Here is a 24,954-nt window from a genome sequence, read left to right as displayed (position 1 = left end):
CCATGGACCGCCGTGCTTTCCTGACTTTCTCCGCTGCCGCCCTGGCATTGCCGGCCCGGGCCGACGATACGGCGGTCGCCGACATCGTGCCGCTGGTGGACCACCACCAGCACCTGTTCAGTCCGGCAATGGCGCGGCTGCTCGACAGCGGAGCCGGCGGGCCGCCCGTCATCACGGCGAAGGACCTGGTTGCGCTGCTCGATGCGGCCGGTATCCGGCGCGCCGTGCTGCTGTCCGTTGCCTACGTGTGGGGCAGTCCCGCCCGCAAGATCGACGAAGAGTATGCGAAGGTGCGCGCCGAGAACGACTTCAACGGCGCGCAGGCCGCGCTGTATCCGGGCCGGCTGCGGGCCTTTTGCAGCGTCAATCCGCTGAAGGATTACGCCCTGGAGGAACTGGAGCGTTGCGCGGCGCTTCCCGACCTGAAGCATGGCCTGAAGCTGCACTTCGGGAACTCGGACGTGCAGCTGGAATTGCCCGAGCATGCGGCGCGGCTGCGGCAGGTCTTCGCGGCGGCCAATGCCAGGAAAATGGCGATCGTGGTGCACATGCGCGCATCGGTATCGAAGCGCCGGCCATATGGCGCCACCCAGGCCCGCATCTTCCTCGAGCAGCTGCTGCCTGCCGCGCCGGACGTGACGGTGCAGGTTGCGCACCTGGCCGGCACGGGGCCGGGATATGGCGATGCGCCATCCGACGAGGCGCTGGGCGTGCTGGCCGAAGCGGTGGCGGCACACGCCCCCGGCACGAAACGCCTGTGGTTCGATGCGGCCACCATGGCCAATCCCGACATCACGCCGCAACAGCGGGAAAAGCTGGCGCAGCGCATCCGGCAGATCGGCGCCGACCGCATCCTGTTCGGCTCGGACGCCGCCGCCGGCAAGAACCTGCGGCCGCGCGAAAGCTGGGCCGCTTTCCGGCAGCTGCCCCTCACGGAGGCGGAGTTCAAGCGGATCGCGGGGAACGTGGCGCCTTACATGAGGTAAATGGGCGGTGTGCGCTTGCAAGCGCACACTCCTTTGCATCGCCTGGCTAGTGTTGTTCGCGATGGCGGAGCAGGGCATTCGTGGGGCACTGCCCCACGCCTGCGTAGCGGTGTGCGCTTGCAAGCGCACACTCCTTGCACCGCACTAGTGTTGTTCCCGGTGGCGTAGCCAGGCATTCGACGAGCACCGCTCGTCGCTGGCGCAGCGGTGTGCGCTTGCAAGCGCACACTCCTTGCACCGCACTAGTGTTGTTCCCGGTGCCGAAGGACGACACGCTCGGCGCTATCGAAATAGCGAGCGAGCCGCTCGGCCATGTACACCGAACGGTGCTGCCCGCCCGTGCAGCCGATGGCGACCGTCAGGTAGCTGCGGTTGTCGGTCTTGAATGCCGGCAGCCATTTTTCGATGAATGCGCGAATGTCGCCGAACATCTCTTCGGCGCTCGGTTGCGCGTCGAGGAAGGCGATCACGGGAGCGTCGCGGCCGTTCAACGGGCGCAGCGCCAGGTCGTAATACGGGTTCGGAATGGCGCGCACGTCGAACACGAAGTCGGCATCCTGCGGCACGCCCACCTTGAAGGCGAACGATTCGAAGAACAGCGTCAGCGGTGCGTTCTCGCTCTCGACCAGTTCCTTGATCCAGGCGCGCAGCTTGTTGGCGGAAATTTCCGACGTGTCGATCACGTGGCCCAGCTGCTCGATCGCGGACAGGCGCTCGCGCTCTTCGCCGATACATTCGATCAGCGTGCGCCGCGCCGCCGGATTCTGGCCGGGATGCAGCTCGTGCGACAGCGGGTGGCTGCGGCGCGTTTCCGAAAAACGCGCCACCAGCGAATGGGTGTTCGCCGTGAGGAACATGATCTTCACGTCATGCCCCAGCTCGCGCAGCTTGCGAACGTCGCTTGGCAGACTGGCCAGGGAGGCGGCGCTGCGGGCGTCCACCGCCACGGCCAGCGCGTCGGTGCCTTCCTCGGCCAGCGTGGCAACGAGGTTGGCCAGCAAGGCTGGCGGCAGGTTATCTACACAATAATAGCCGGTGTCTTCGAGAACGTTCAGGGCCACCGATTTGCCCGAGCCGGAAATACCGGTAATGAGGACGATGCGCATGCGCGCATGATACATGAAAAGACACGCGAAACGATGTGGGCATGATCCCGCGTTCAGCGCCGCCAGAAACGGTCGAGCAGCGGCGTCACGCTGGTACCGTGCATGACGATCGACAGCAAGATGACGGCAACGGTGATGCCGGTCAGGCTGCGTGCCAGCGGCTCCGGCAAGCCATGGTTGATCGCATACATCAGGTAGTACAGCGAGCCGATGCCGCGCACGCCGAACCAGGCGATGATCACGCGTGCCTGTGTGCTGCCGCGGCCCAGCGCGAGCAGCACGCTGAGGGGCCGGGCAACGAAGAACAGGAACAGCGCGGTGGCCCAGCCGCGCCAGTCGTCGATCCATACCACCAAGGCACCGCCCAGCAGCAATACCAGCGTCAGTTCCGACAGCCGTTCCAGGTGTTCCTTGAACAGCAGCGAATTGGCGGAAATGGTGTCCTGCACCGGTTCCACGCCCTTGTCGGTGAGGATGGCCTTGCCGCTGCGTGCCGCCAGCGTCAGCTCGGTCTGGCGCAGGGCGACGCCCGCCGCGAACACGGCGAGGAAGCCCCACGCGTCGACCGACACCGTCAAGCCGTAGGAAACGGCAATCAGGCCCAGGCCCATCAGGTCATCGAGCACCTCGTGCTGCGGCCGGTACTGGCGCAGCGCATGGCTCATCCGGGCCAGTCCGGCACCGCATGCGCTGCCGATCGCCAGGCCGCCGATGGTGCCCCACAGGAGTTCGACGCCGAGCCAGTGCAGGCCATGCTGCCCCAGGTCGTGCAGGCCAAGCAGGCCCAGCCCCAGCATCACGAACGGGAACGCGCTGCCATCGTTCATGCCCGCCTCGGAACTCAGCGCGAAGCGCACCGGATCCTTGTCGCCGGCATGGCGGAGCTGTACATCGCTGGCCAGCACGGGATCGGTCGGCGCCAGGATCGCGCCAAGGAGCACACCGGCGCCCAGCGGCAAATCCAGCACGTAATAGCAGAACAGCGTCATCAGGAGTACGGAAATCGCCATCGCCAGCCACGCCAGGCGGATAGGCGGCAACCAGCGCTGGATCGTGACGGGCACGGGCATCTTGATTCCCGCCGAGAAGAGTGAAATCAGCACGGCCACTTCCGTCAGCACCTCGAGCAGCGGCGCTTCCTTGACCAGGTCGAACGAAAAGATGCCCAGGCCGAACGGTCCCACCACCAGGCCAACGGCGAGGTAGATCATCGCGGACGTGAACGGGAGATGGGCGATCGGTGTGCCCCACAGGCCGCGGGCCAGCATCAGGCAGCCGATCAGCACGAACCACTGGTAAGTCGCCATGTGTGATACCGGAACTCAAACCGGGATACTACCGGCTCACGTCCTGGCGTGGCGCCAGCGATGAGTTGCAGAGACTTCAGTCGCCGCTCATTGCCTGCCGTTGGCGAAGGTGGGAGTGGAGCAGGGAGTGGAGCAGGGTTTCGCCGAGCATGCTCGGTGCTGCGGAACGGTGCTCGCTTGCAAGCGAGCACTCCTTGGCAACGTTGCGATGGAGGGGACTCTAGTCCCCGCTCATCGCCTGCCGTTGGCGAAGGTGGGAATTCGACGAGCACGGCTCGGCGCCACCGAAGCGGAGCTGCATTGCAAGGCAGCTCTCCTCAGCAGCATTGCAATGAGGGGCGACTTCAGTCGCCGCTCATTGCCTGACGCTGCCGTTCCATGAACTCCTGCAGCGTATCGATCCCGCGCAGTTGCAGGATGGTATTGCGCACGGCGGCTTCCAGCAGCACCGCGATGTTGCGGCCGGCGGCCACGGGGATCACGACCTTGCGGATCGGCAGGCCGAGCACGTCTTCGGTGGGGAACTGGAAGGGCAGGCGTTCGACTTCTTCCTCGAGCGCGGAGCGGCGCACCAGGTGGACGATCAGTTTCAGCCGCATCTTGCGGCGCACCGCGGTCTCGCCGAAGATCGCCTTGATGTCCAGCAGCCCCAGCCCGCGCACCTCGAGCAGGTTCTGCAGCAGGGGCGGGCAGCGGCCTTCGATCATGTTCGGGGCAATGCGCGAAAATTCCACGGCATCGTCGGCCACCAGGCCATGGCTGCGCGAGATCAGTTCCAGCCCGAGTTCGCTCTTGCCGAGCCCGGAGTCGCCCGTGATCAGCACGCCGACACCGAGAACGTCCATGAACACGCCGTGCATGATGATGCGTTGCGCCAGCTTTTTCGACAGGTACACGCGCAGGAAGTCGATCACCTGCGCCGCCGGCAGTGGCGTGGAAAACAGCGGAATGTTTTTCTCGTCGCAGATCGCGAGGATGTCGGGCGGCGTTTCCAGCCCTTGTGCGACGATCAGTGCCGGCGGGCCGCCGGCGATCAATTCGCCGATGACATGCGCGCGCGTGAGCGCCTTCAGGCGGTGGTAATAATTGATTTCCTGGTGGCCAAACACCTGGATGCGGCCCGGGTGGATCGTGTTGAGGTGGCCCACCTGGTCGGCGGCCGAGGCCGCGTCGCCGGAAATCGTGCGTTCGCCGCCGGGAAAGCCGGCAAACCAGCCCAGTTGCAAAGATTCCCGATTGTCGTCATACAGGCGCTGGATCGTCAGGGGATTTTGCAGCATGGGCTTTTTTTATTGTGGAGTAGGTCGACGCCCGGGCTTAACCCGCCGCCTGCAAGCTGGGTTGCCAGTTGACGATGCGGCGATGCACGGATTGGGGATCGGGATCGCTGGTCAATGCCTGCCGGAAAGCGTCATCCGAAAACATCTCGGCGATCTCGGACAGGATTTCCAGGTGCTGCTGTGTCACGTGATCGGGAATCAGCAGGAAGAACAGCAGGTTCACGGGCTTGCCGTCCGGCGATTCGAAGGGAATCGGCTCGGCCAGTCGCACGAAGGCCGCGAGAGGCGACTTCAGGCTTTTCGCGCCCTTCACGCGCCCATGCGGAACGGCCACGCCGTGGCCCAGGCCGGTCGAGCCGAGGCGTTCGCGGGCAAACAGATTGTCCGAAACGGTCGAGCGGGCGATACCGCAATTGTTCTCGAAGATCAGGCCTGCTTGCTCGAAAGCGCGCTTCTTGCTGGAGACTTCCAGATCCAGTTGAACGTTCTCGGGCGAAAGGATTTTACTCAGGTTGTTCATAACGCGACGTAATTGGTGCGGCGCACAAAGGTGGCTGGCGAGCAGAATTATAGGCCTGTTTGACCGCCGTGTAACCCGAAATTGCTCGGACCGGCACCTGCGCCTCGCTGCCGGCCAGCTTGCCATGCATGCGTTGAAAAGTGTTTTGAAACACAACGAATAAGGCTGGCGCTATTTCCACGTTAAAACAACGTTGAGCGCCGACATTTCCATCGCGCGAACAGGCATTGGCCGATTATTGCGCGTTTCGGACGATCGTGCCGCAAGCATCCTGAAGCTGAGCATACTCCTAAGATGAATGCTTTGCGATGTCTCAATCACTGTCGTGCGTTACGCAGATTCGACGGGCTGCCGGCCTTAGTGAAGTTGCTGCGCCATGGATTGATGTCGAGTCCACCACGGCGGGTATACCGGGCATAGACGGTAAGGTGGGCAGGCCGGCACTCGCGCAGGATGTCCACGAAGATCCGCTCCACGCATTGCTCATGGAATTCATTGTGCTCGCGGAAACCAATGAGATACTTCAACAGGCTCTCCTGGTCGATCTGGGGGCCGGCGTAGCTGATCTGCACGCTGCCCCAGTCCGGCTGGCCGGTCACCAGGCAGTTCGATTTCAGCAAGTGCGATACCAGGGTTTCCTCGACGGGCAATTCATCGACAGCGGCTTTGAGAATCGATGGCTGCGGCGAATAATGGTCGATTTCGATGTCGAGGCGATCCAGCAGCATGCCATCGAGTTCGCCCATCTGCAGCTTGCCGAACTCTTCCTGCATCGTCAGTGCCACATGCACGGTGGCACCGGTGGCGGCGGACAGATCCTGCTGCAGCAGCTCGCGCAGCGCTTCCGCGCCGCCCAGCCGCGTCTGGTTGAACGAATTCAGGTACAGCTTGAACGATTTCGATTCGATGATGTTCGGCGAATCGGCCGGCACCGAAATGCGCGCCACGGCCACTTGCGGCTTGCCGCGCATGTTCAGCCACGACAGCTCGTAGGCGTTCCAGATGTCGACGCCGAAGAATGGCAGCGTGCCTGTCAAGCCGAGCTCGTCACGTTTGCCGATGCGCGGAATCGGGAACAGCAGTTCCGGCGCATAATCGGTGCGGTAAGCGGAGTTCTTGCCGAGTGGGGAATGTTCGGGAGAGTTCGACATGGCGGGCCTTCAAAACGGGACAGCCCGCCATGGTAGCTCAAAACGGCAGCGGGCGGTCCGTCGCGCGGGAAGGGCGCCTGTCGAAAATGTTGCTTGAAAAATGGGGACGTACCCCATTTTTCAAGCAACATTTTCTAATAGCCGTTGCCAGGAATTGCGGGAACATCTTATAGACCGGATTCTGCGTCTCGTCCCAGTACCGGTAGCCCAGCGCGCGAGGAATTTGCCGAAGTCCTCCATCTCCTCTGGCGGCATCTGCAGGCCGATCAGGATGCGGCCCACGTCGGAAGCGGGCGGTCCGTCGCGGGGGAAGAGCGATTTCGAAAAATGTTGCCCGGAAAATGGGGTACGTCCCCATTTTTCACCCCCATTTTTCAGGCAACGCTTCCTGAGAGCCGTTGCCAGGAATTACAGGAACATCTTGTAGACGGGATTCTGCGTCTCGTCCCAGTACCGGTAGCCCAGCGTGGCGAGGAATTTGCCGAACTCCTCCATCTCTTCCGGCGGTACCTGCAGGCCGATCAGGATGCGGCCCACGTCGCCGCCCTGCGAGCGGTAATGGCACAGCGAGATGTTCCAGTTCGGCGCCATGCTGTCCAGGAAGCGCATCAGCGCGCCCGGGCGCTCGGGGAATTCGAAGCGGTACAGCAGCTCGTCCCGCGCCAGCGCGCTCTTGCCGCCGACGAGGTGGCGCAGGTGCGACTTGGCCAGTTCGTCGTGCGTCAGTTCCAGCGTGCGGAAATCGTGTTCCTCGAAGCGGCGCGCCAGGGCGGCCGATTCGCCGCGGTCGGCGATCTGCACGCCGACAAATACGTGAGCCTGTTCCTGGTCGCTGATCCGGTAGTTGAACTCGGTCACGTTGCGCGGGCCGATCAGCGCGCAGAAGCGCTTGAAGCTGCCGCGCTGTTCGGCCATCGTCACGGCGAACACGGCTTCGCGGAATTCGCCCAGCTCGGCGCGTTCGGCCACGAAGCGCAGCCGGTCGAAGTTCATGTTCGCGCCCGAGGTGACCGTGATCAGCGTCTCGTTCCGGATCGGGTTCTTCGTCAGCGCCGCGCGTTCGATGTAAGCCTTGGCGCCGGCCACGGCCAGCGCGCCGGAAGGTTCCAGGATCGAGCGGGTATCGGTGAACACGTCCTTGATCGCCGCGCAGATCGCATCGGTGTCGACGATGATCACGTCGTCCACGTACTGCTGCGCGAGCCGGAACGTTTCTTCCCCGACCAGGCGCACTGCGGTGCCGTCCGCGAACAGGCCCACGTCCGGCAACGTCACGCGTTCGCCCGCCTTCAGGCTGCGCGCCATGGCATCGGCATCCATCGTTTCAACGCCGATGATCTTGATGTCCGGCCGGATCTGCTTGATGTAGGCGGCCACGCCCGAAATCAGCCCGCCGCCGCCGATGGCGATGAACACCGCATGGATCGGGCCCGAGTGCTGGCGCAGGATCTCCAGGCCGATCGTGCCCTGGCCGGCGATCACGTCCGGATCGTCGAACGGGTGCACGAACGTGAGCTTCTGTTCCTTTTCCAGCGTGAGCGCGTGGTTGTAGGCATCCGTGTACGACTCGCCGTGCAGCAGCACTTCGACGTTGTCGCCACCGCGCGCCTTGACTGATTCGATCTTCACCAGCGGCGTGGTGGTCGGCATCACGATGACGGCGCGGCAGTCCATGCGCACGGCGGACAGCGCCACGCCCTGCGCATGGTTGCCGGCCGAAGCGCAGATCACGCCGCGCTTGAGCTGCGCTTCGGACAGGTGCGCCATCTTGTTGTAGGCACCGCGGATCTTGAAACTGAATACGTCCTGAATATCCTCGCGCTTGAAGTAAATTCGGTTCTGGAAGCGCTGCGACAGGGTCGGCGCCAGTTCCAGAGGCGTTTCATGGGCAACGTCATAGACGCGCGCGGTAAGGATCTTCTTCAGGTAGTCGGTAGTCATGGTCTCGAGCGGAGTGAATCCAGGCGGATGGCGGAGTGCGATGAATCGACGGTGGATAACCGGGAGTCGCCGAACGGGTATCGGTGCGCGGGGTGTGCGCGCCGGTCATTCGTGCGGGTTGACGGGTGTCGGATCATTATAATGGGAAGCCCGAGCCACCCGCCTAATCTTCACGGTCGCCACAGCCGGTACTGCTTGTGTGTGTGGAACTGACTACCGGACTGCCTGACTGAACATGCATGATTGAAAATTCGATAGCCTGGCTGCTGGCCTTCCTGGCGGCGCCGGAAGTGGGGTTGACGTCCGTCTTCATCATTTCGTTTGTTTCCGCAACCCTGGTCCCCCTCGGCTCCGAACCGGCCGTCTTTGCCGTCTGCAAGGCCAATCCGGAACTGTTCTGGCCCGCCATCCTCGTGGCCACCTGCGGCAACACGCTGGGCGGCATCGTCGATTACTGGATGGGGTATTACGCCAAGGCCGCGTTCTCGAAGGAACGGCAAAGCCGCTGGTTCGGCTGGCTGGCCCACTATGGCGCGAAGACGATGCTGCTGTCGTGGGTACCGGGTATCGGCGACCCGCTGTGCACGCTCGGAGGCTGGCTGAAGCTGCCGTTCTGGCCAGCCGTCGGCTACATGGCGATCGGCAAGTTCGCCCGCTACGTCACCATGACGGCGGCGCTGCTGTACATCCCCGATGGTTTCTGGCGTTCGCTGGCCCAGATGCTGGGTGGTTGAAACGCTACACTTTATTTTGCTTCGGCGGAATGCGCGCACAATTTTGTCGTTTTCACATGCAAAAACCGCATGGAGATTGATGATTTCACGAAAGTTCCGAATATTATTTCGCCACTTGACGTTCACGTAACCCGGCAAAAAATAGGGGTGTTGAAACGTGGTGCGCCGCAATAAGATAAAATGGACCCCTTAGTGACCATCTCCAGCGTCTTCTGTATCCCCCCACATGAACGCACCAGCACAACTCCAGGCCTTGCTCGCAGAATCGCCGGACGGCCACGCGCCGACCCGCGTCCGTGAAATCCCGTACAACTACACCTCGTTCTCCGACCGCGAGATCGTCATCCGCCTGCTGGGTGAGGAATCCTGGCAGCTGCTGGACGAGCTGCGCAGTGCGCGCCAGACGGGTCGTTCCGCGCGCATGCTGTATGAAGTCCTGGGCGATATCTGGGTCGTGCGCCGCAACCCTTATCTGCAGGACGACCTGCTCGATAACCCGAAGCGCCGCCAAGCACTGATCGACGCGCTGCATCACCGCCTGTCCGAGGTGGACAAGCGCCGCATGGCCGTGGACGCCGACGAATCGGGTGAAGCGGCCGCAAAGCGCGCGGCCAGTGTCGAAAAGCTGCTGGCCGCCGCCAGCAAGGCCGTGGCCGACTTCGGCGATGAATTCCGCCAGATGTACGACCTGCGCAAGCGCGCGGTCAAGGTGCTGGGCCGCTACACGGCCAAGCACAACATCTGCTTCGACGGCATGAAGCGCGTGTCGCACGTGACCGACGCCACCGACTGGCGCGTCGAGTATCCGTTCGTGGTGCTCACGCCGGATGCCGAGGAAGAAATGGCCGGCCTCGTGAAGGGCTGTATCGAACTGGGGCTGACGATCATCCCGCGCGGCGGCGGCACCGGCTACACCGGCGGCGCGATTCCGCTGACGCCGCTGTCGGCCGTGATCAATACCGAAAAGCTGCTGCGCATCGACGCGGTGGAAATGAAGGTGCTTCCGGGCCTCGAGCGCGATTACGCGACCATCTACACCGAGGCGGGCGTGATCACGAACCAGGTGTCGGTCGCCGCCGAAAAGGCCGGCTTCGTGTTCGCCGTCGACCCCACGTCGGCGCACGCTTCGTGCATCGGCGGGAACATCGCGATGAACGCGGGCGGCAAGAAGGCCGTGCTGTGGGGCACCGCGCTGGACAACCTGGCATCGTGGCGCATGGTCGACCCGAACGGCGACTGGCTCGATGTCACCCGCCTGGACCACAACCTGTCGAAGATCCACGACACGCCGCTGGCCCGCTTCAAGCTCGAATGGACGCACCCGAACGCGAAAGGCGAGGCGAAGGGCGAACCGTTCAAGACGGAGATCCTGGAAATCGCAGGCCGCAAGTTCCGCAAGGAAGGCCTGGGCAAGGACGTGACGGACAAGTTCCTGGCCGGCCTGCCGGGCATCCAGAAGGAAGGCTGCGACGGCCTGATCACGTCGGGACGCTGGATCCTGCACAAGATGCCGAAATTCACGCGCACCGTCTGCCTCGAGTTCTTCGGCCAGGCGCGCGACGCGATTCCATCGATCGTCGAGATCAAGGATTACCTCGATGGCCTGCCGGCAAAGGGCGAGCAGTTCGCCACGCTGCGCCTGGCCGGCCTGGAGCACCTCGACGAGCGCTACCTGCGCGCCGTGGGCTATGCAACGAAATCGAAGCGCGGCGTGCTGCCGAAGATGGCGCTGTTCGGCGACATCGTCGGCGACAACGAGGATGCGGTCGCGATGGCCGCGTCGGAAGTGGTGCGCCTGGCGAACACCCGCGTGGGCGAAGGTTTTGTCGCCGTCAGCCCGGAAGCGCGCAAGAAGTTCTGGCTCGACCGCGCCCGCACCGCGGCCATCGCCAAGCACACCAATGCGTTCAAGATCAACGAGGACGTCGTCATTCCGCTGAACCGGATGGGCGAGTACACGGACGGCATCGAACGCATCAACGTCGAGCTGTCGATCAAGAACAAGCTGGAACTGGCGGGCGCGCTGCGCGAGTTCTTCGAAGCAGGCAATCTGCCGATCGGCAAGAGCGACGACGCTTCCGAGGATGGCGTGGGCAATGCCGAAATGCTGGGCGACCGCCCGCAGCAGGCACTGGCCCTGCTCGACCAGGTGCAGGAGCGCTGGACGTTCATCCTGGCGAACCTGGACAAGCCGCTCGATGCCGCGCGCCTCGAGCTGTACCAGCTCGGCCTGCAGGACCTGTCCGGCGCGTTCGAGGAGCGCCTGCAGCGCCAGCCCGAAGCCACGCTGTTCGACGTGGTGCAGGACCGCACGGTGCGCATCAGCTGGAAGCAGGAAATCCGTGCCGTGCTGCGCCAGATCTTCAATGGCGCCGCCTATAAACTCATCCTCGACGAGGCGCAGGCGATCCACAAGCGGATCCTGCGCGGCCGCGTGTTCGTGGCGCTGCACATGCATGCCGGCGACGGCAACGTGCACACGAACCTGCCGGTGAATTCCGACCATTACGAGATGCTGCAGGATGCGCACAAGGCCGTGGCCCGCATCATGAAGCTGGCCCGCTCGCTGAACGGCGTGATCTCGGGCGAGCACGGCATCGGCATCACGAAGCTGGAATTCCTGACCGAGGATGAAATCGGCGAATTCCGCGACTACAAGCTGCGCGTGGACCCGGAAGGTCGCTTCAACAAGGGCAAGCTGCTGAACCTGCCCGGCATGGACGCCGACCTGCGCAACGCGTACACGCCGTCGTTCGGCCTGATGGGCCACGAATCGCTGATCATGCAGCAGAGCGATATCGGCGAAATCGCCAACAGCATCAAGGACTGCCTGCGCTGCGGCAAGTGCAAGCCGGTCTGCAACACGCACATCCCGCGCGCGAACCTGCTGTATTCGCCGCGTGACAAGATCCTGGCAACGTCGGCGCTGATCGAAGCCTTCCTGTACGAGGAACAGACCCGCCGCGGCATTTCGATCCGCCACTGGGAAGAGTTCGAGGACGTGGCCGATCACTGCACCGTGTGCCACAAGTGCGAATCGCCGTGCCCGGTGAACATCGACTTCGGCGACGTGTCGATGAACATGCGCAACCTGCTGCGCAAGATGGACAAGCGCTCGTTCAACCCGACCAAGGCGGCCACGATGTTCTTCCTGAACGCCACCGATCCCGGCACCGTGAACGCGGCGCGGCAGGCGATCGTCGGCGTGGGCGCCAAGGCCCAGCGCCTCGGCAACGAGGTGTTCAAGAAAGTGGCGCGCCAGCAGACCAAGGCACCGCCGCCGACGACGGGCAAGCCGCCGATCCGCGAGCAGATCATCCACTTCGTCAACAAGAAGATGCCGGGCAACCTGCCGAAGAAGACCGCGCGTGCGCTGCTCGACATCGAAGACAACAAGATGATCCCGATCATCCGCGATCCGAAGAAGACCAACGCCAACACGGAAGCGGTGTTTTACTTCCCGGGCTGCGGATCGGAGCGGCTGTTCTCGCAGGTGGGCCTGGCCACCCAGGCCATGCTGTGGGAAGTGGGCGTGCAGACGGTGCTGCCGCCGGGCTACCTGTGCTGCGGCTATCCGCAGCGCGGCGCGGGCGACTACGACAAGGCCGAGAAGATGATGACGGATAACCGTGTCCTCTTCCACCGCATGGCCAATACGCTGAACTACCTGGACATCAAGACCGTGCTCGTCTCGTGCGGCACCTGCTATGACCAGCTGGCCACGTACGAGTTCGAGAAGATCTTCCCGGGCTGCCGCATCATGGACATCCATGAATACCTGCTGGAAAAGGGCGTCAAGCTCGAAGGCGTGACCGGTACCCGCTACATGTACCACGATCCCTGCCATACGCCGATGAAGCTGCAGGACCCGATGAAGACGGTCAATGCCCTCGTGCAAACGCATGATTCGGTGAAGATCGAAAAGAACGACCGCTGCTGCGGCGAATCGGGCACGCTGGCCGTGGCGCGGCCGGACATCTCCACCCAGGTGCGCTTCCGCAAGGAAGAGGAGATGGTCAAAGGCGCGGACAAGCTGCGCGCCGACGGCTTCGATGGCGACGTGAAGATCCTCACGAGCTGCCCGGCCTGCTTCCAGGGCCTGTCGCGCTTCAACGAGGATTCGGGCACGACCGCCGACTACATCGTCGTGGAAATCGCCCGTCACCTGCTGGGCGAGAACTGGATGCCCGACTACGTGAACCGCGCCAACGACGGCGGCATCGAACGCGTGCTGGTGTAAGGCATGGAACCGGCAAGCTGCGACCTGTGCAAGCTGCTGGCGGCACCGCCGGCCGGTGCCGTCATCTGGCAGGATGACGCACTGGCCGTTGTCGCCGTCGACGAGCCGGGCTATCCCGGCTTCACGCGCGTGGTGTGGCATGCGCACGTGAAGGAAATGACCGACCTGTCGCCTGTCGACCGCGATCGCGTGATGCGGGCCGTATGGGCCGTGGAGGCGGCGCAGCGCGACGTGCTCGCGCCGCACAAGGTCAACGTGGCCAGCTTCGGCAACATGACACCCCACGTGCACTGGCACGTGATCCCGCGTTACGCGGACGATGCGCACTTCCCGCACCCCACGTGGGGCGCGCGGCAGCGTGACCCTGCCGGCGCCGCTGTTGCCGTGCGCACGGCGCTGTTGTCCGAGCTGCACGCGGCGATCCGCGAACGCATGAACGAACCCAGCTGAGCAATCACGCCGACGCCGGCGAATCGAGTAGAAACCACCATGGCCAATCCCACCGCTATCACCCTGCACAACAAATCGCGCTACCTCGAGATCGCCTTCGACGATGGCGCTTCCTTCAACATCCCGTTCGAGCTGCTGCGCGTGTATTCGCCCTCGGCCGAAGTGCAGGGCCACGGCCCTGGCCAGGAAACGCTGCAGGTCGGCAAGCGCGACGTCGGCATCACCGACCTGGAACCGGTCGGCCAGTATGCGCTGAAGCCGATCTTCACCGACGGCCACGCTTCCGGCCTGTATACCTGGCAATATCTGTATGACCTGGGCGCCAACCTCGACGCCCGCTGGCACGATTACATCGGCCGCCTGCATGCCGCTGGCTTCTTCGGCGACACCGGCCGCGAACCCGGCGCCATCCTCCCCGGCGCCGCCAGCCACGGCCACCACGGCTGCGGCCACCGCCACTGACATCTCCCGCAGGACTGCTTCCCAGCAAGCTGTTATAAAAAATTCGGGGACTGGCCCTTCAGGGGACTGTCCCCAGCAACGTGCGCGTCAGAAATGTTTCCTAAAACCGGGGTCTGACCCCGGTTTTAGGAAACAGATCGAATCGACAACAATTTGTTGCTGTGTGGCCACTAATTGATGTGTGGAAAGGCATGCGGTATTGTGCGCGCCCGAGTGGGGCAGGAGAATATTGTTCCTTGACCGTTCCGCTCTCCAGGAAATTCCATGCCCAAACTTACTGTCCGCTTCAGCCTGATGGCCGCGCTGTGCCTGTTCGCCGTGATGATCGCGATCGGCGCCGCGCTCGGGGTGTTCATGATCAACCGTTCCAACGATGCGTTGTCGCTCGTGCAGAAGGTTGCGTTGGAAACCCAGGCGATCAACGATATCTACAAGGACGCCACGCGCGTTCGCTCCAGCCTGAACCGTGCGTATTCGGAAGCCCGCGATGGCGGCCAGGTCGCCACCAATGGCAGTGCCATCGGCAACGCCACCAATTACCTGGTTCGCACCCGCAAGGCGCTGGCCGATTTCGTGTCTGCGCCACCGTCGCCCGGTACCGATGTGCAGCTGCGCAACGACCTGGCCGCGGCATCGACCCGCATGCTCGACACGCTCGACACGGGCATTGCCGCACTGAAGGCGAACGATATTGCCGCTTTCGCCACGATCAACAGCCGCGACCTCACGCCGCGCGGCGCCGAGATATCCACGCTGCTGGAGAAGTTCCAGAAAGAGAATACCGAACGCGGCGAGGCGCTGATGAAGGAGCGCGACGGCGAGTACCGTCTCGTGCTGTGGCTCGTGGGCCTCGGCTTGGCCGGAGCGCTGGCACTGGTAATCGGCATGCATGTGTTCCTGCGCAACCTCGTCATCGCGCCGCTGGAACGCGCCGTCGAACTGCTCGACGGCGTGGCGCACGGCGACCTGACCGCGCGCGTGGATGCCCAGGGCAATAACGAGATCGACCGGCTGATGCGCGGCATCGCGAAGATGCAGCAAAGCCTGATCGACATGGTGTCGAACGTGCGCACCGGCGCCCAGGCGATCGGCACGGCCGCCAGCGAGGTTGCCATGGGCAACCAGGACCTGTCGTCGCGCACCGAGAGCCAGGCCAGCGCGCTGGAAGAAACGGCCGCCACGATGGAAGAGCTGACCAGTACCGTGCAGAGCACCGCCGACAACACGATGCAGGCGCGCCAGCTGGTGGAAGCGGCATCGACCAAGGCGGCAGCGGGCGGCGCCGTGATGGGCCAGATGTCGGAAACGATGGCGGCCATCGATGCGTCGTCGCGCAAGGTGGTCGATATCATCGGCGTCATCGACAGTATCGCTTTCCAGACCAATATTCTGGCGCTGAACGCGGCCGTGGAAGCGGCCCGCGCCGGCGAGCAGGGCCGCGGCTTCGCGGTGGTTGCCTCCGAAGTGCGCACGCTGGCGCAGCGCAGCGCCTCGGCGGCCCGGGAAATCAAGGCGCTGATCGACGATTCCGTCGACAAGGTCGGTTCCGGCAGCATGCTGGCCACCCAGGCCGCGCAGGCCATGAACGAAATGGTGACCAGCGTCGAGCGCGTGACCGGCATCGTGGTCGACATCGCCGAGGCCAGCCGCGAACAGAGCAACGGCATCGCACAGGTGAACCAGTCGATCACGCAGATGGACGAAGTCACGCAGCGCAACGCGGCGCTCGTGGAAGAGGCGGCCGCCGCCACGCAGGCGATGCAGCACGAAACGGAAAACCTGCTGGGCGCCGTCAGTGCGTTCAAGCTGTCGAATGATGGTGCGTCGGTCCATGTGCCGGCACCGAAGGCGTCACCGGCCCCCGCGCGGGCAAAGCCGATTGCAGCGCTGCCGCGTGCCACCAGCCAGGTCAAGGCCCCGCAGCCGCGCGCACAGAAGCCGGCGGCTGCCAGGTCGCCTGCGGCCGACGAGTGGGAAGAGTTCTGACAGGGAGGCCGGCAATGGCGTAATGGACCAGGGAGTGCCCCGTCAAGCTTGGCGCAGGGTTCCAGGATAGCCGGCAATCCGAAGACGCTTGCCGCAACGTTCGTGCGGACGGAGAAAAGCGTCCGCGCGATTCATCACCTCGAGGGGATCCATGAACGCGCAAAAGATTTATACCGCATTGCTCACCGCGGACCTTGCCGCGGCGGAGAACTGGTACACCAGGCTGCTCGGGCGTGGGCCGGATTACCGGCCAATGGAGACCCTGGTCCAGTGGGAACTCTTCGACCAGGGCGGGTTGATGCTTTCAAGCAGCGGCGAGATCGCCGGCAGGGGCTTGATGTTCATTTACGTGGACGATCTCGCAGCCGAGCGCAACCGGCTGCAGGCGGTAGGCATCGTACTGGGGGAGGATATCCAGGGGGATTACTCGACACTGGCGCAGCTGCATGATCCTGACGGCAACGTCATCACGCTCGCAACGCCGCCTGTCCAGCCGTTTCCACCGGCATGACCGTGGAAAGGGGCGCAGCAACGTCGCGTTCAGGGACTGCTCGATCGACTGTGGCCGCGGCTTGATTCACCGCGGCTCGATGGGCTACGGCTTGATCGACTGCCGCTTAATTGACTGCGCTGGTGCGGCGGCGCTGCACGTATTCTTCGTAGCGGCGCTGTTCCCGTTCCCAGATGTAGCGGAAGGCGGCGCGGGCGGCGGGCGGCAGCGTACGGATCGCTTCGGCGTTGAACGGCATTGGCGCGGGTGCCTTGCCGCCTTGGGCGCGGCGAGCCTGCGCATCCGTTGCGTCGATCATCTGGCGGGTTGCCTCATCGATCTCGGGAAAATAAATATCCTTGGGGAGTTGATGCTGAAGCTCCATTGTCTTCCTCCGTAATCAGTAGACAGATGCCGCGTCGAAGAGACCGGCTTTGCTCACTTAACGCGGCCTTGCCGAGGATGGTTGACACGATTTTGGAAAAGTGCTGGAAATTGCAAATTCGGCAATGGCTGTGGCGCTGGCGAACCACGGGCGCTGCCTCCCGGATGACGCTTGTATAATGCCGGAAGATCAATCCGCCCCATCGCATTCATTCACTACGCTAATGACCAACACCACCCACTTCGGTTACAAGACCGTCAACGAGGACGAGAAAGTCAAGGAAGTCGCCAAGGTCTTCCACTCCGTCGCCGCCAAGTACGACGTGATGAACGACCTGATGTCCGGCGGCCTGCACCGCATCTGGAAAACGTTCACGATCGCCAACGCGGGCGTGCGCACCGGCATGAAGGTGCTGGACATTGCCGGCGGCACGGGCGACCTGGCCAAGGCGTTCGCGAAGCAGGCGGGACCGACGGGGGAGGTGTGGCTCACGGACATCAACGAATCGATGCTCCGCGTGGGCCGCGACCGGCTCTTGAACAAGGGTCTCGTGACCCCCACCTTGCTGTGTGATGCGGAAAAGCTGCCGTTCCCGGACAATTATTTCGACCGTGTCAGCGTGGCCTTCGGCTTGCGCAACATGACGCACAAGGACCAGGCGCTGGCGGAAATGCGCCGCGTGCTGAAACCGGGCGGCAAGCTGCTGGTGCTGGAATTCTCGAAGGTCGCCGAGCCGCTGCAGAAACCGTACGACCTGTATTCGTTCTCGGTGCTGCCGTGGCTGGGCAAGCGCATCGCCAACGATTCGGAAAGCTACCGTTACCTGGCCGAATCGATCCGCATGCATCCTGACCAGGAAACGCTGAAGACGATGATGCAGGCAGCAGGACTGGAGCGGGTCCAGTATTACAACCTGACGGCAGGTGTGGCCGCTTTACACACCGGCATCAAACTGTAATCAACCTAGGACAAAAGCTATGGAACTGAAGAAATTCCTCGTTGGCGCCACCCTGGCGCTGGCCGCCATCTCGATGACGGCGGAGCTTGCCGCGCGCCCGATGGGCGGCGGCAAATCGTTCGGCCGCCAGTCGCAGAACGTGAAGAACATGGCGCCGCGCCAGGCGCAGCCGGCCACGCCGCAGCAACAGAACGCGGCTCGCCCCGCGAACCAGCCGGCACCGGCCTCGGCCGTGCCGGCCAAAAAGCCGAGCATGTGGAAGGGACTCCTCGGCGGCGCACTGCTGGGCCTGGGCCTGGGCGCGCTGCTGTCGCACCTGGGCATCGGCGGCGCGCTGGCCAGCATGATCGGCACGCTCCTCACGTTCGCGCTGATCGCCGCCGCCATCTTCTTCATCTGGCGCCTCATCAAGGGCAAGTCGCAGGGTAACCGGGCCCAGCCGGCCAGCGCCTATGCGGGTGGCTTCGGTGGCAACAATGGCGGCAGCAATGGTCACTTCGGTAACCAGCCCCAGGGCGGGTCGTCCACGCCGGAAATCGGTTCGCGCCTGCAGCCGGCATCGTCGGGCATGAACCTGAACAAGCCAGCCTCGAACCTGCAGCAGCCGCACCAGCAATGGGGCGTGCCGGCGGACTTCGACCAGGCCGCGTTCCTGCGCCATGCCAAGAGCAACTTCATCCGCCTGCAGGCGGCGTGGGACAAGAGCGACGTGAACGACATCCGTGAATTCACCACGCCGGAAGTGTTTGCCGAACTGCGCATGCAGATCCAGGAGCGGGGCGGCAAGGAAGACTACACCGACGTCGTCGAGATCGAAGCGGAACTGCTGGGCATCGAGAATACCGGTTCCGAGTACGTGGCATCGGTGCAGTTCTCCGGCCGCACGAAGCCGGCACCGGATGCGCTGCCGGAACCGCTGAACGAAGTATGGAACCTGGTCAAGCCGGTCAACGGCAACGGCGGCTGGATGCTCGGGGGGATCCAGCAGGTTGCTTAAGCTTAATGACACCATCGTGCAGGGTTAATCTCCTGCAAACTGGTAAGATCGAGACCGCCCCGGATTTCCTGGGCGGTTTTGTTTTTTTGTCTCTCCCAAACATGTTCCCATTTCCGAATGCATTGCCGACATTGTCGATGCCGGCCGCCGCCACGATCAATCACCTGCTGGCGCAGGAGCCCTGGGCCCGCGCCGAGCTGAAGCAATACGCGGGCAAGGTGGCCCGCATCGATGCGTCGCCCGTCGAGCTGCGCCTGCGCGTAGCGGCCGATGGTATGGTCGAGGCCGCTAGTGCCGAGCAGGGCGCCGCGGTCACGATCCGGCTGAAATTGTCCGACTTGCCGCTGATCGCGCAAAACCGCGAGCGTGCGTTTTCCTATGTGCAAATCGAAGGCGATGCCGAGTTCGCGAACGCGATTTCGCGGCTGTCCCAGTCGCTGCGCTGGGAAGCCGAGCACGACCTCGAAAAGGTCATCGGTCCGGTGGCGGCCGTGCGCATGGTCTCGGGCATGAAGTCGGCCCTGGCTTCCCTGCAGCAGGGGCAGCGCAAGGCGGCGGAAAACGTGGCTGAATATTTCCTGGAAGAGAATCCGGTGCTGGTGCGCCCCGTGACGGCCCAGGCATTCGCCGGCGACGTGACGCGCCTGCGCGACGATGTCGAGCGCTTCGCCAAGCGGCTGGAAAAGCTGGAACAGAAAATCAACAATAAGATGAGCAAGCAAGGCGCCGACCCTCGATGATCCTGAAATTCCTTCGCCTGTTTAAAATCCTTCGTGTCATCGTCAAATACGGCCTCGATGAAATCGCCATTTCAGGCTTCGACAAGCCCGGCATCAACCGCTTCTTCGACACGGCCTTCTTCTGGCGCGATATCTCGACGGCGCGCGCGATCCGCCTGCGCATGGCGCTCGAAGAGCTGGGGCCGATCTTCGTCAAGCTGGGGCAGGTGCTGTCCACGCGCAGCGACCTGATTCCGCCGGATCTCATCGCCGAACTTTCCAAGCTGCAGGATCGCGTGCCGCCGTTCGATTCGGAGTTGGCCGTGGCGCAGATCGAGCGTTCGCTGGGCGGCCATCCCGACCAGCTGTTCGCCCGCTTCGAGCGCGTGCCGGTCGCATCGGCATCGATCGCGCAGGTGCACTTCGCGGCGCTGCCGGATGGCACCCCGGTGGCCGTCAAGGTATTGCGCCCAGGCATGAAAAAGCTGATCGACGAAGACGTGGCGCTGATGAACTTGGCCGCGGACATGATCAACCGGCTGTGGAAGGATGCCCACCGGTTGAAAATGAAGGAGGTCGTCGGCGAGTTCGACAAGTACCTGCATGACGAGCTGGACCTGATGCGCGAGGCCGCCAACGCCGCGCAATTGCGCCGCAACTTCGCCGATTCGAACCTGCTGATGGTGCCCGAGATGTATTGGGATTACTGCTCCAGCGACGTGATCACGATGGAGCGCATGCATGGCATTCCCGTGTCGCAGATCGACCGGCTGGTGGAGGCGGGCGTCGACCTGAAGAAGCTGGGCAGCGACGGCGTGGAAATTTTCTTCACGCAGGTATTCCGCGACGGCTTCTTCCATGCCGACATGCACCCGGGGAATATCCTCGTGTCGATCGACCCGGCCACGTTCGGGCGCTATATCGCGCTGGACTTCGGCATCGTCGGCACGCTGAACGATTACGACAAGGATTACCTGTCGCAAAACTTCCTGGCATTTTTCCGCCGCGATTACAAGCGGGTCGCCGAGGCGCACATCGAGTCGGGCTGGGCGCCGAAGAATACCCGTGTCGACGAGCTGGAAGCGGCGGTGCGCGCCTGTTGCGAGCCGATCTTCGACCGGCCGCTGAAGGACATCTCGTTCGGCCAGATTTTGTTACGCTTGTTCCAGACGTCGCGCCGTTTCAATGTCGAGGTACAGCCGCAGCTGGTACTGCTGCAAAAGACGCTGCTGAACATCGAAGGCATGGGCCGCGTACTGGACCCGGACCTGGACTTGTGGAAGACGGCGAAGCCGCACCTGGAACGGTGGGTATCCGAACAGGTGGGCTGGCGGGGCCTGGTGGACAAGCTGAAGGCGGAAGCGCCCCGTTACTCGCACATCCTGCCGCAGCTGCCGCGGCTCACCCATCAGGCGCTGACGGCACTGGGCGAGCGCGACGATACCACCAACGAGCTGTTGCGGCAGCTCACGGAGGAGCAGCGCCGCACCAATCGCATGCTGAGCTTTTTCGTTTATTTCGTCGGCGCGTTCGTGGCCGGGGCCATCGGCTTCCAGGCCTACCTGCGCTGGCATGGAGTGATGTAAATGCCCGAATTCGACACGCGCGACCCTCTCGATCCCCGCTTCTGGGACGAACGCTTTGCACGGCAATTCATGCCGTGGGACCTGGGCGGCATCCCCGAGCAGCTGCGCAGCCTCGTGGCCTCGCACGACGCGGCGGCCGATGCGGCCGTCGTGCCCCCGGTGGCGCTGATCCCGGGCGCCGGCTCGGCCTATGAGCTGGACCTGATGTGCGAGGCGGGCTGGGATGCGCACGCCATCGATTTCTCGCCGAACGCGGTGGAGCGGGCGAAAAAAACGGTCCGGCGCTGGCCGGAGCGGATCGTGCAGGCCGATTTCTTCACCTACCAGCCGCCGGCGAAGCTCGATGTGATCTACGAACGCGCCTTCCTGTGCGCGCTGCCGCCCGAGCACCAGCCCCGCGTCGTGCAGCGCTGGGCCGAACTGCTGCCGCACGATGGCCTGCTGGCCGGCTACTTCTATTTCGGCGATCCCGCCAAGGGCCCGCCGTTCGGCATCGCCCGCAGCGAGCTCGACACACTGCTGGCGCCCCATTTCACGCTCGTGGAAGACGAGCCCGTGCCCGACTCGCTGCCGGTCTTCGGCGGCCAGGAACGCTGGATGGAGTGGCGGCGGCGCTGAAAACCGGTGACAGACACCATTTATTTCGCAACTTCTGTTTTCATCAATTCGGTGTCTGTCACCGGTTTTTTTGAAATATTCCTGAAAAACCAGTGTCTGTCACCGGTTTTGCCACCCCGCAAATAAGGCTCTGCCCGCAAAAACACTTATAATTCAGGGTTTTTGATGTTTTTTGCGGAGTAACAGATGCCTATCTATGCCTACCGCTGCGAGGAATGTGGCTTTGCCAAGGATGTGCTGCAGAAGATCTCCGATCCGCAGCTCACGGAATGCCCCTCCTGCGGCAAATCCACCTTCAAGAAGCAGTTGACCGCGGCCGGCTTCCAGTTGAAAGGCACCGGCTGGTACGTGACCGATTTCCGTGGCGGCAATGCGCCAGCCACCGGCGTGGCCGCCAAGCCCGATGGTGTCAAGGCCGACGCGCCGAAAGCGGAATCGTCGAGCGCCGCGCCAGCGAGCACCGTGCCGGCAGCCACCGGCACGGGCGACAAGAAATAAGGTGCTGATGAACACGATACGCAAGTGCTTCCTGACGGGGTTGCTGGTCCTGGTGCCGCTGGCCATCACGGCCTGGGTGCTGAACATCATCATCGGCACGCTGGACCAGTCGCTGCTGTTCGTTCCGGAGCGCTGGCAGCCGCGCACGCTGGTCGGGTTCGATATTCCCGGCTTCGGCGCGATCCTGACCATCCTCATCGTGTTCGTCGTCGGCCTGCTGGCCAATAACCTGATCGGCAACTACGTGCTGCGGCTGTGGGAAAAGCTGCTGCACCGCATTCCTGTCGTCAGTTCGCTGTACGGCAGCGTGAAGCAGGTGTCGGATACGCTGTTCTCATCGTCCGGCAACGCGTTCCGCAAGGCGGTGCTGATTCCCTATCCGCACGCGAACTCGTACACGATCGGATTCCTGACGGGCGCCCCCGGTGGCGACGTCAAAAACCACCTGGTGGGAGACTATGTGTCCGTGTACGTGCCGACGACGCCGAACCCGACCTCCGGCTTCTTCCTGATGATGGCGCGCGAAAACGTGGTGGAGCTCGACATGACCGTCGACGCCGCCCTGAAATACATTGTGTCGATGGGTGTGGTCGCTCCCGAATGAAGCGCCGGACCCGGTCACAGCCCCAATTCAACCTGAACGAGAAATAATCATGTCAATGCGTACTCATTACTGCGGGCTCACCACCGAAGCCCTGCTGGGCCAAACCGTCAGCCTGTGCGGCTGGGTGCACCGTCGCCGCGATCACGGCGGCGTGATCTTCATCGACCTGCGCGACCGCGAAGGCCTGGTCCAGATCGTCTGCAATCCGGAGCAGGCGGAAGTGTTCAAGACGGCCGAGTCCGTGCGTAACGAGTACTGCCTGCGCGTCACCGGCGTGGTCAAGGATCGCCTGGCCGGTACGGTCAACAACAACCTGAAGTCCGGCAAGATCGAAGTGGTCTGCTCGCAGCTCGAAGTGCTGAACCCGTCCGTGGCCGTGCCGTTCCAGCTCGATGACGACAACCTGTCCGAAACCACCCGCCTGACGCACCGCGTGCTGGACCTGCGCCGCCCGCAGATGCAGAACAACCTGCGCCTGCGCTACAAGGTGACGATGGAAGTGCGTAAATACCTGGACGACCTGGGCTTCATCGACATCGAAACGCCGACGCTGACCAAGTCCACGCCGGAAGGCGCGCGCGACTACCTGGTGCCGTCGCGCGTGAATGCCGGCCAGTTCTTCGCGCTGCCGCAGTCGCCGCAGCTGTTCAAGCAGCTGCTGATGGTGGCGAACTTCGACCGCTACTACCAGATCACCAAGTGCTTCCGCGACGAAGACCTGCGCGCCGACCGCCAGCCGGAATTCACGCAGATCGACTGCGAGACCTCGTTCCTGAACGAGCAGGAAATCCGCGACCTGTTCGAGGACATGATCCGCAAGGTGTTCAAGAACACGCTGTCGATCGACCTGCCGAACCCGTTCCCGGTGATGAACTTCTCGGAAGCGATGGGCTCCTATGGTTCGGACAAGCCGGACATGCGCGTCAAGCTGCAATTCACCGAACTGACCGAAGTGATGAAGTCCGTGGACTTCAAGGTGTTCTCCGCCGCCGCCAACCTGCCGAACGGCCGCGTGGTCGGCATGCGCGTGCCGAAGGGCGCCGAGATGCCGCGTTCGGAAATCGACGCGTACACCCAGTTCGTGGCCATCTACGGTGCCAAGGGCCTGGCCTACATCAAGGTCAACGAGAAGGCAAAAGGCCGTGACGGCCTGCAGTCGCCGATCGTCAAGAACATCAACGACGAAGCCCTGGCCAAGATCCTGGAACTGACGGGCGCGGAAGACGGCGACCTGATCTTCTTCGGCGCCGACAAGGCGAAAGTGGTCAACGATGCGATCGGCGCGCTGCGCGTGAAGATCGGCCACAGCGAATTCGGCAAGAAGAACGGCCTGTTCGACGACGTGTGGGCACCGCTGTGGGTCATCGACTTCCCGATGTTCGAATACGACGAGGAAGACGACCGCTGGACCGCCACGCACCACCCGTTCACGGCGCCGAAGGATGGCCACGAAGACATGCTGGAAACGAACCCGGGTGCCTGCATCGCCAAGGCCTACGACATGGTGCTGAACGGCTGGGAACTGGGCGGCGGTTCGATCCGTATCCACCGCGAGGAAGTGCAGTCGAAGGTGTTCCGCGCGCTGAAGATCGGTGCCGAGGAAGCACGCCTGAAGTTCGGCTTCCTGCTCGACGCGCTGCAGTACGGCGCGCCGCCGCACGGTGGCCTGGCCTTCGGCCTGGACCGCATCGTCACGCTGATGACGAAGTCCGATTCGATCCGCGACGTGATCGCCTTCCCGAAAACGCAGCGCGCGCAGGATCTGCTGACGCACGCGCCTTCGGAAGTGGACGAGAAGCAGCTGAAAGAGCTGCATATCCGCCTGCGCGCGGCCGAGCCGAAAGTAGCTGGCTAAAAGGAAAGGGCGCCACGGCGCCCTTTTTTACACCCGCGGCTGCGGATCCGCAGGGGTCTGTCCCCGGTAAGTGCTGACTTC

The 24,954-nt window shown here is 63.4% G+C and carries 22 protein-coding genes; 15 read left to right on the top strand and 7 right to left on the bottom strand.

What is annotated here, in order from left to right; translation table 11 throughout:
• The first annotated feature begins 2 nt into the window (after window positions 1-2).
• Window positions 3-986 carry an amidohydrolase family protein gene (locus ACY65G_RS17480; RefSeq protein ID WP_464998592.1) on the top strand — a complete coding sequence of 328 codons (984 nt, stop codon included), beginning with the start codon at window positions 3-5 and terminating at the stop codon, window positions 984-986.
• Between the two features lie 242 nt (window positions 987-1,228).
• Here the strand turns inward: ACY65G_RS17480 and rapZ are convergent, their stop codons facing one another.
• The 6 genes from rapZ to ilvA form a co-directional block, all read right to left on the bottom strand.
• Window positions 1,229-2,092, bottom strand: a complete 864-nt coding sequence (gene rapZ / locus ACY65G_RS17475) for an RNase adapter RapZ (RefSeq protein ID WP_464998591.1) — start codon at window positions 2,090-2,092, stop codon at window positions 1,229-1,231.
• A 53-nt stretch (window positions 2,093-2,145) separates the two neighbouring features.
• The gene (locus ACY65G_RS17470) at window positions 2,146-3,399 is read right to left on the bottom strand and encodes a cation:proton antiporter (protein WP_464998590.1); all 1,254 of its coding nucleotides are present in this window, start codon (window positions 3,397-3,399) and stop codon (window positions 2,146-2,148) included.
• 344 nt (window positions 3,400-3,743) lie between these two features.
• Window positions 3,744-4,679 carry an HPr(Ser) kinase/phosphatase gene (hprK, locus tag ACY65G_RS17465; RefSeq protein ID WP_130186459.1) on the bottom strand — a complete coding sequence of 312 codons (936 nt, stop codon included), beginning with the start codon at window positions 4,677-4,679 and terminating at the stop codon, window positions 3,744-3,746.
• 37 nt (window positions 4,680-4,716) lie between these two features.
• On the bottom strand, window positions 4,717-5,199 hold the full coding sequence (locus ACY65G_RS17460) for a PTS sugar transporter subunit IIA (RefSeq protein ID WP_464998589.1): 483 nt from the start codon (window positions 5,197-5,199) through the stop codon (window positions 4,717-4,719).
• A 317-nt stretch (window positions 5,200-5,516) separates the two neighbouring features.
• Window positions 5,517-6,350: an NADPH-dependent 7-cyano-7-deazaguanine reductase QueF gene (queF, locus tag ACY65G_RS17455; protein WP_464998588.1), complete on the bottom strand. Its 834-nt coding sequence runs from the start codon at window positions 6,348-6,350 to the stop codon at window positions 5,517-5,519.
• Window positions 6,351-6,758: 408 nt separating this feature from the next.
• On the bottom strand, window positions 6,759-8,291 hold the full coding sequence (gene ilvA, locus ACY65G_RS17450) for a threonine ammonia-lyase, biosynthetic (protein WP_464998587.1): 1,533 nt from the start codon (window positions 8,289-8,291) through the stop codon (window positions 6,759-6,761).
• A 239-nt stretch (window positions 8,292-8,530) separates the two neighbouring features.
• Between ilvA and ACY65G_RS17445 the strand changes: the two genes are divergently transcribed.
• The 6 genes from ACY65G_RS17445 (at window position 8,531) to ACY65G_RS17420 (ending at window position 16,674) form a co-directional block, all read left to right on the top strand.
• Window positions 8,531-9,025: a YqaA family protein gene (locus ACY65G_RS17445; RefSeq protein ID WP_464998586.1), complete on the top strand. Its 495-nt coding sequence runs from the start codon at window positions 8,531-8,533 to the stop codon at window positions 9,023-9,025.
• Between the two features lie 226 nt (window positions 9,026-9,251).
• Window positions 9,252-13,265, top strand: coding sequence for a DUF3683 domain-containing protein (locus ACY65G_RS17440; RefSeq protein WP_464998585.1), 4,014 nt, complete (start codon window positions 9,252-9,254; stop codon window positions 13,263-13,265).
• 3 nt (window positions 13,266-13,268) lie between these two features.
• Window positions 13,269-13,715, top strand: a complete 447-nt coding sequence (locus tag ACY65G_RS17435) for an HIT family protein (RefSeq protein WP_464998584.1) — start codon at window positions 13,269-13,271, stop codon at window positions 13,713-13,715.
• A 39-nt stretch (window positions 13,716-13,754) separates the two neighbouring features.
• Window positions 13,755-14,177 carry a gamma-butyrobetaine hydroxylase family protein gene (locus ACY65G_RS17430; RefSeq protein WP_464998583.1) on the top strand — a complete coding sequence of 141 codons (423 nt, stop codon included), beginning with the start codon at window positions 13,755-13,757 and terminating at the stop codon, window positions 14,175-14,177.
• 264 nt (window positions 14,178-14,441) lie between these two features.
• Window positions 14,442-16,163: a methyl-accepting chemotaxis protein gene (locus ACY65G_RS17425; RefSeq protein ID WP_464998582.1), complete on the top strand. Its 1,722-nt coding sequence runs from the start codon at window positions 14,442-14,444 to the stop codon at window positions 16,161-16,163.
• A 151-nt stretch (window positions 16,164-16,314) separates the two neighbouring features.
• Window positions 16,315-16,674, top strand: a complete 360-nt coding sequence (locus tag ACY65G_RS17420; RefSeq protein ID WP_464998581.1) for a VOC family protein — start codon at window positions 16,315-16,317, stop codon at window positions 16,672-16,674.
• Window positions 16,675-16,780: 106 nt separating this feature from the next.
• Here the strand turns inward: ACY65G_RS17420 and ACY65G_RS17415 are convergent, their stop codons facing one another.
• Entirely contained in the window at window positions 16,781-17,038 is a 258-nt protein-coding gene (locus tag ACY65G_RS17415; protein ID WP_464998580.1) for a hypothetical protein, read from the bottom strand.
• 223 nt (window positions 17,039-17,261) lie between these two features.
• Between ACY65G_RS17415 and ubiE the strand changes: the two genes are divergently transcribed.
• From ubiE to aspS, 8 genes are all read left to right on the top strand, one after another.
• A complete protein-coding gene (ubiE, locus tag ACY65G_RS17410) occupies window positions 17,262-17,996 on the top strand; it encodes a bifunctional demethylmenaquinone methyltransferase/2-methoxy-6-polyprenyl-1,4-benzoquinol methylase UbiE (RefSeq protein ID WP_464998579.1) in 735 nt (244 codons plus the stop codon).
• Window positions 17,997-18,015: 19 nt separating this feature from the next.
• A complete protein-coding gene (locus ACY65G_RS17405) occupies window positions 18,016-18,993 on the top strand; it encodes a Tim44 domain-containing protein (RefSeq protein WP_464998578.1) in 978 nt (325 codons plus the stop codon).
• 101 nt (window positions 18,994-19,094) lie between these two features.
• Entirely contained in the window at window positions 19,095-19,733 is a 639-nt protein-coding gene (locus tag ACY65G_RS17400) for a ubiquinone biosynthesis accessory factor UbiJ (protein WP_464998577.1), read from the top strand.
• Window positions 19,730-21,298, top strand: coding sequence for a ubiquinone biosynthesis regulatory protein kinase UbiB (gene ubiB / locus ACY65G_RS17395; protein ID WP_464998576.1), 1,569 nt, complete (start codon window positions 19,730-19,732; stop codon window positions 21,296-21,298). Before ACY65G_RS17400 ends, ubiB begins: the two co-directional genes overlap by 4 nt.
• The gene (locus ACY65G_RS17390; RefSeq protein ID WP_464998575.1) at window positions 21,299-21,916 is read left to right on the top strand and encodes a methyltransferase; all 618 of its coding nucleotides are present in this window, start codon (window positions 21,299-21,301) and stop codon (window positions 21,914-21,916) included. It abuts the gene before it with no gap.
• 186 nt (window positions 21,917-22,102) lie between these two features.
• Entirely contained in the window at window positions 22,103-22,414 is a 312-nt protein-coding gene (locus tag ACY65G_RS17385; RefSeq protein ID WP_464998574.1) for an FmdB family zinc ribbon protein, read from the top strand.
• A gap of 16 nt (window positions 22,415-22,430) precedes the next feature.
• Window positions 22,431-23,018: a DUF502 domain-containing protein gene (locus ACY65G_RS17380; protein WP_130190313.1), complete on the top strand. Its 588-nt coding sequence runs from the start codon at window positions 22,431-22,433 to the stop codon at window positions 23,016-23,018.
• Between the two features lie 49 nt (window positions 23,019-23,067).
• A complete protein-coding gene (aspS, locus tag ACY65G_RS17375) occupies window positions 23,068-24,873 on the top strand; it encodes an aspartate--tRNA ligase (RefSeq protein ID WP_464998573.1) in 1,806 nt (601 codons plus the stop codon).
• The last annotated feature ends 81 nt before the right edge of the window (window positions 24,874-24,954 follow it).

Source organism: Pseudoduganella sp. jia 12, assembly GCF_055502675.1.
Note: the sequence above shows the minus strand (reverse complement) of the source record. Positions and strands in the feature narration are given on the sequence as shown.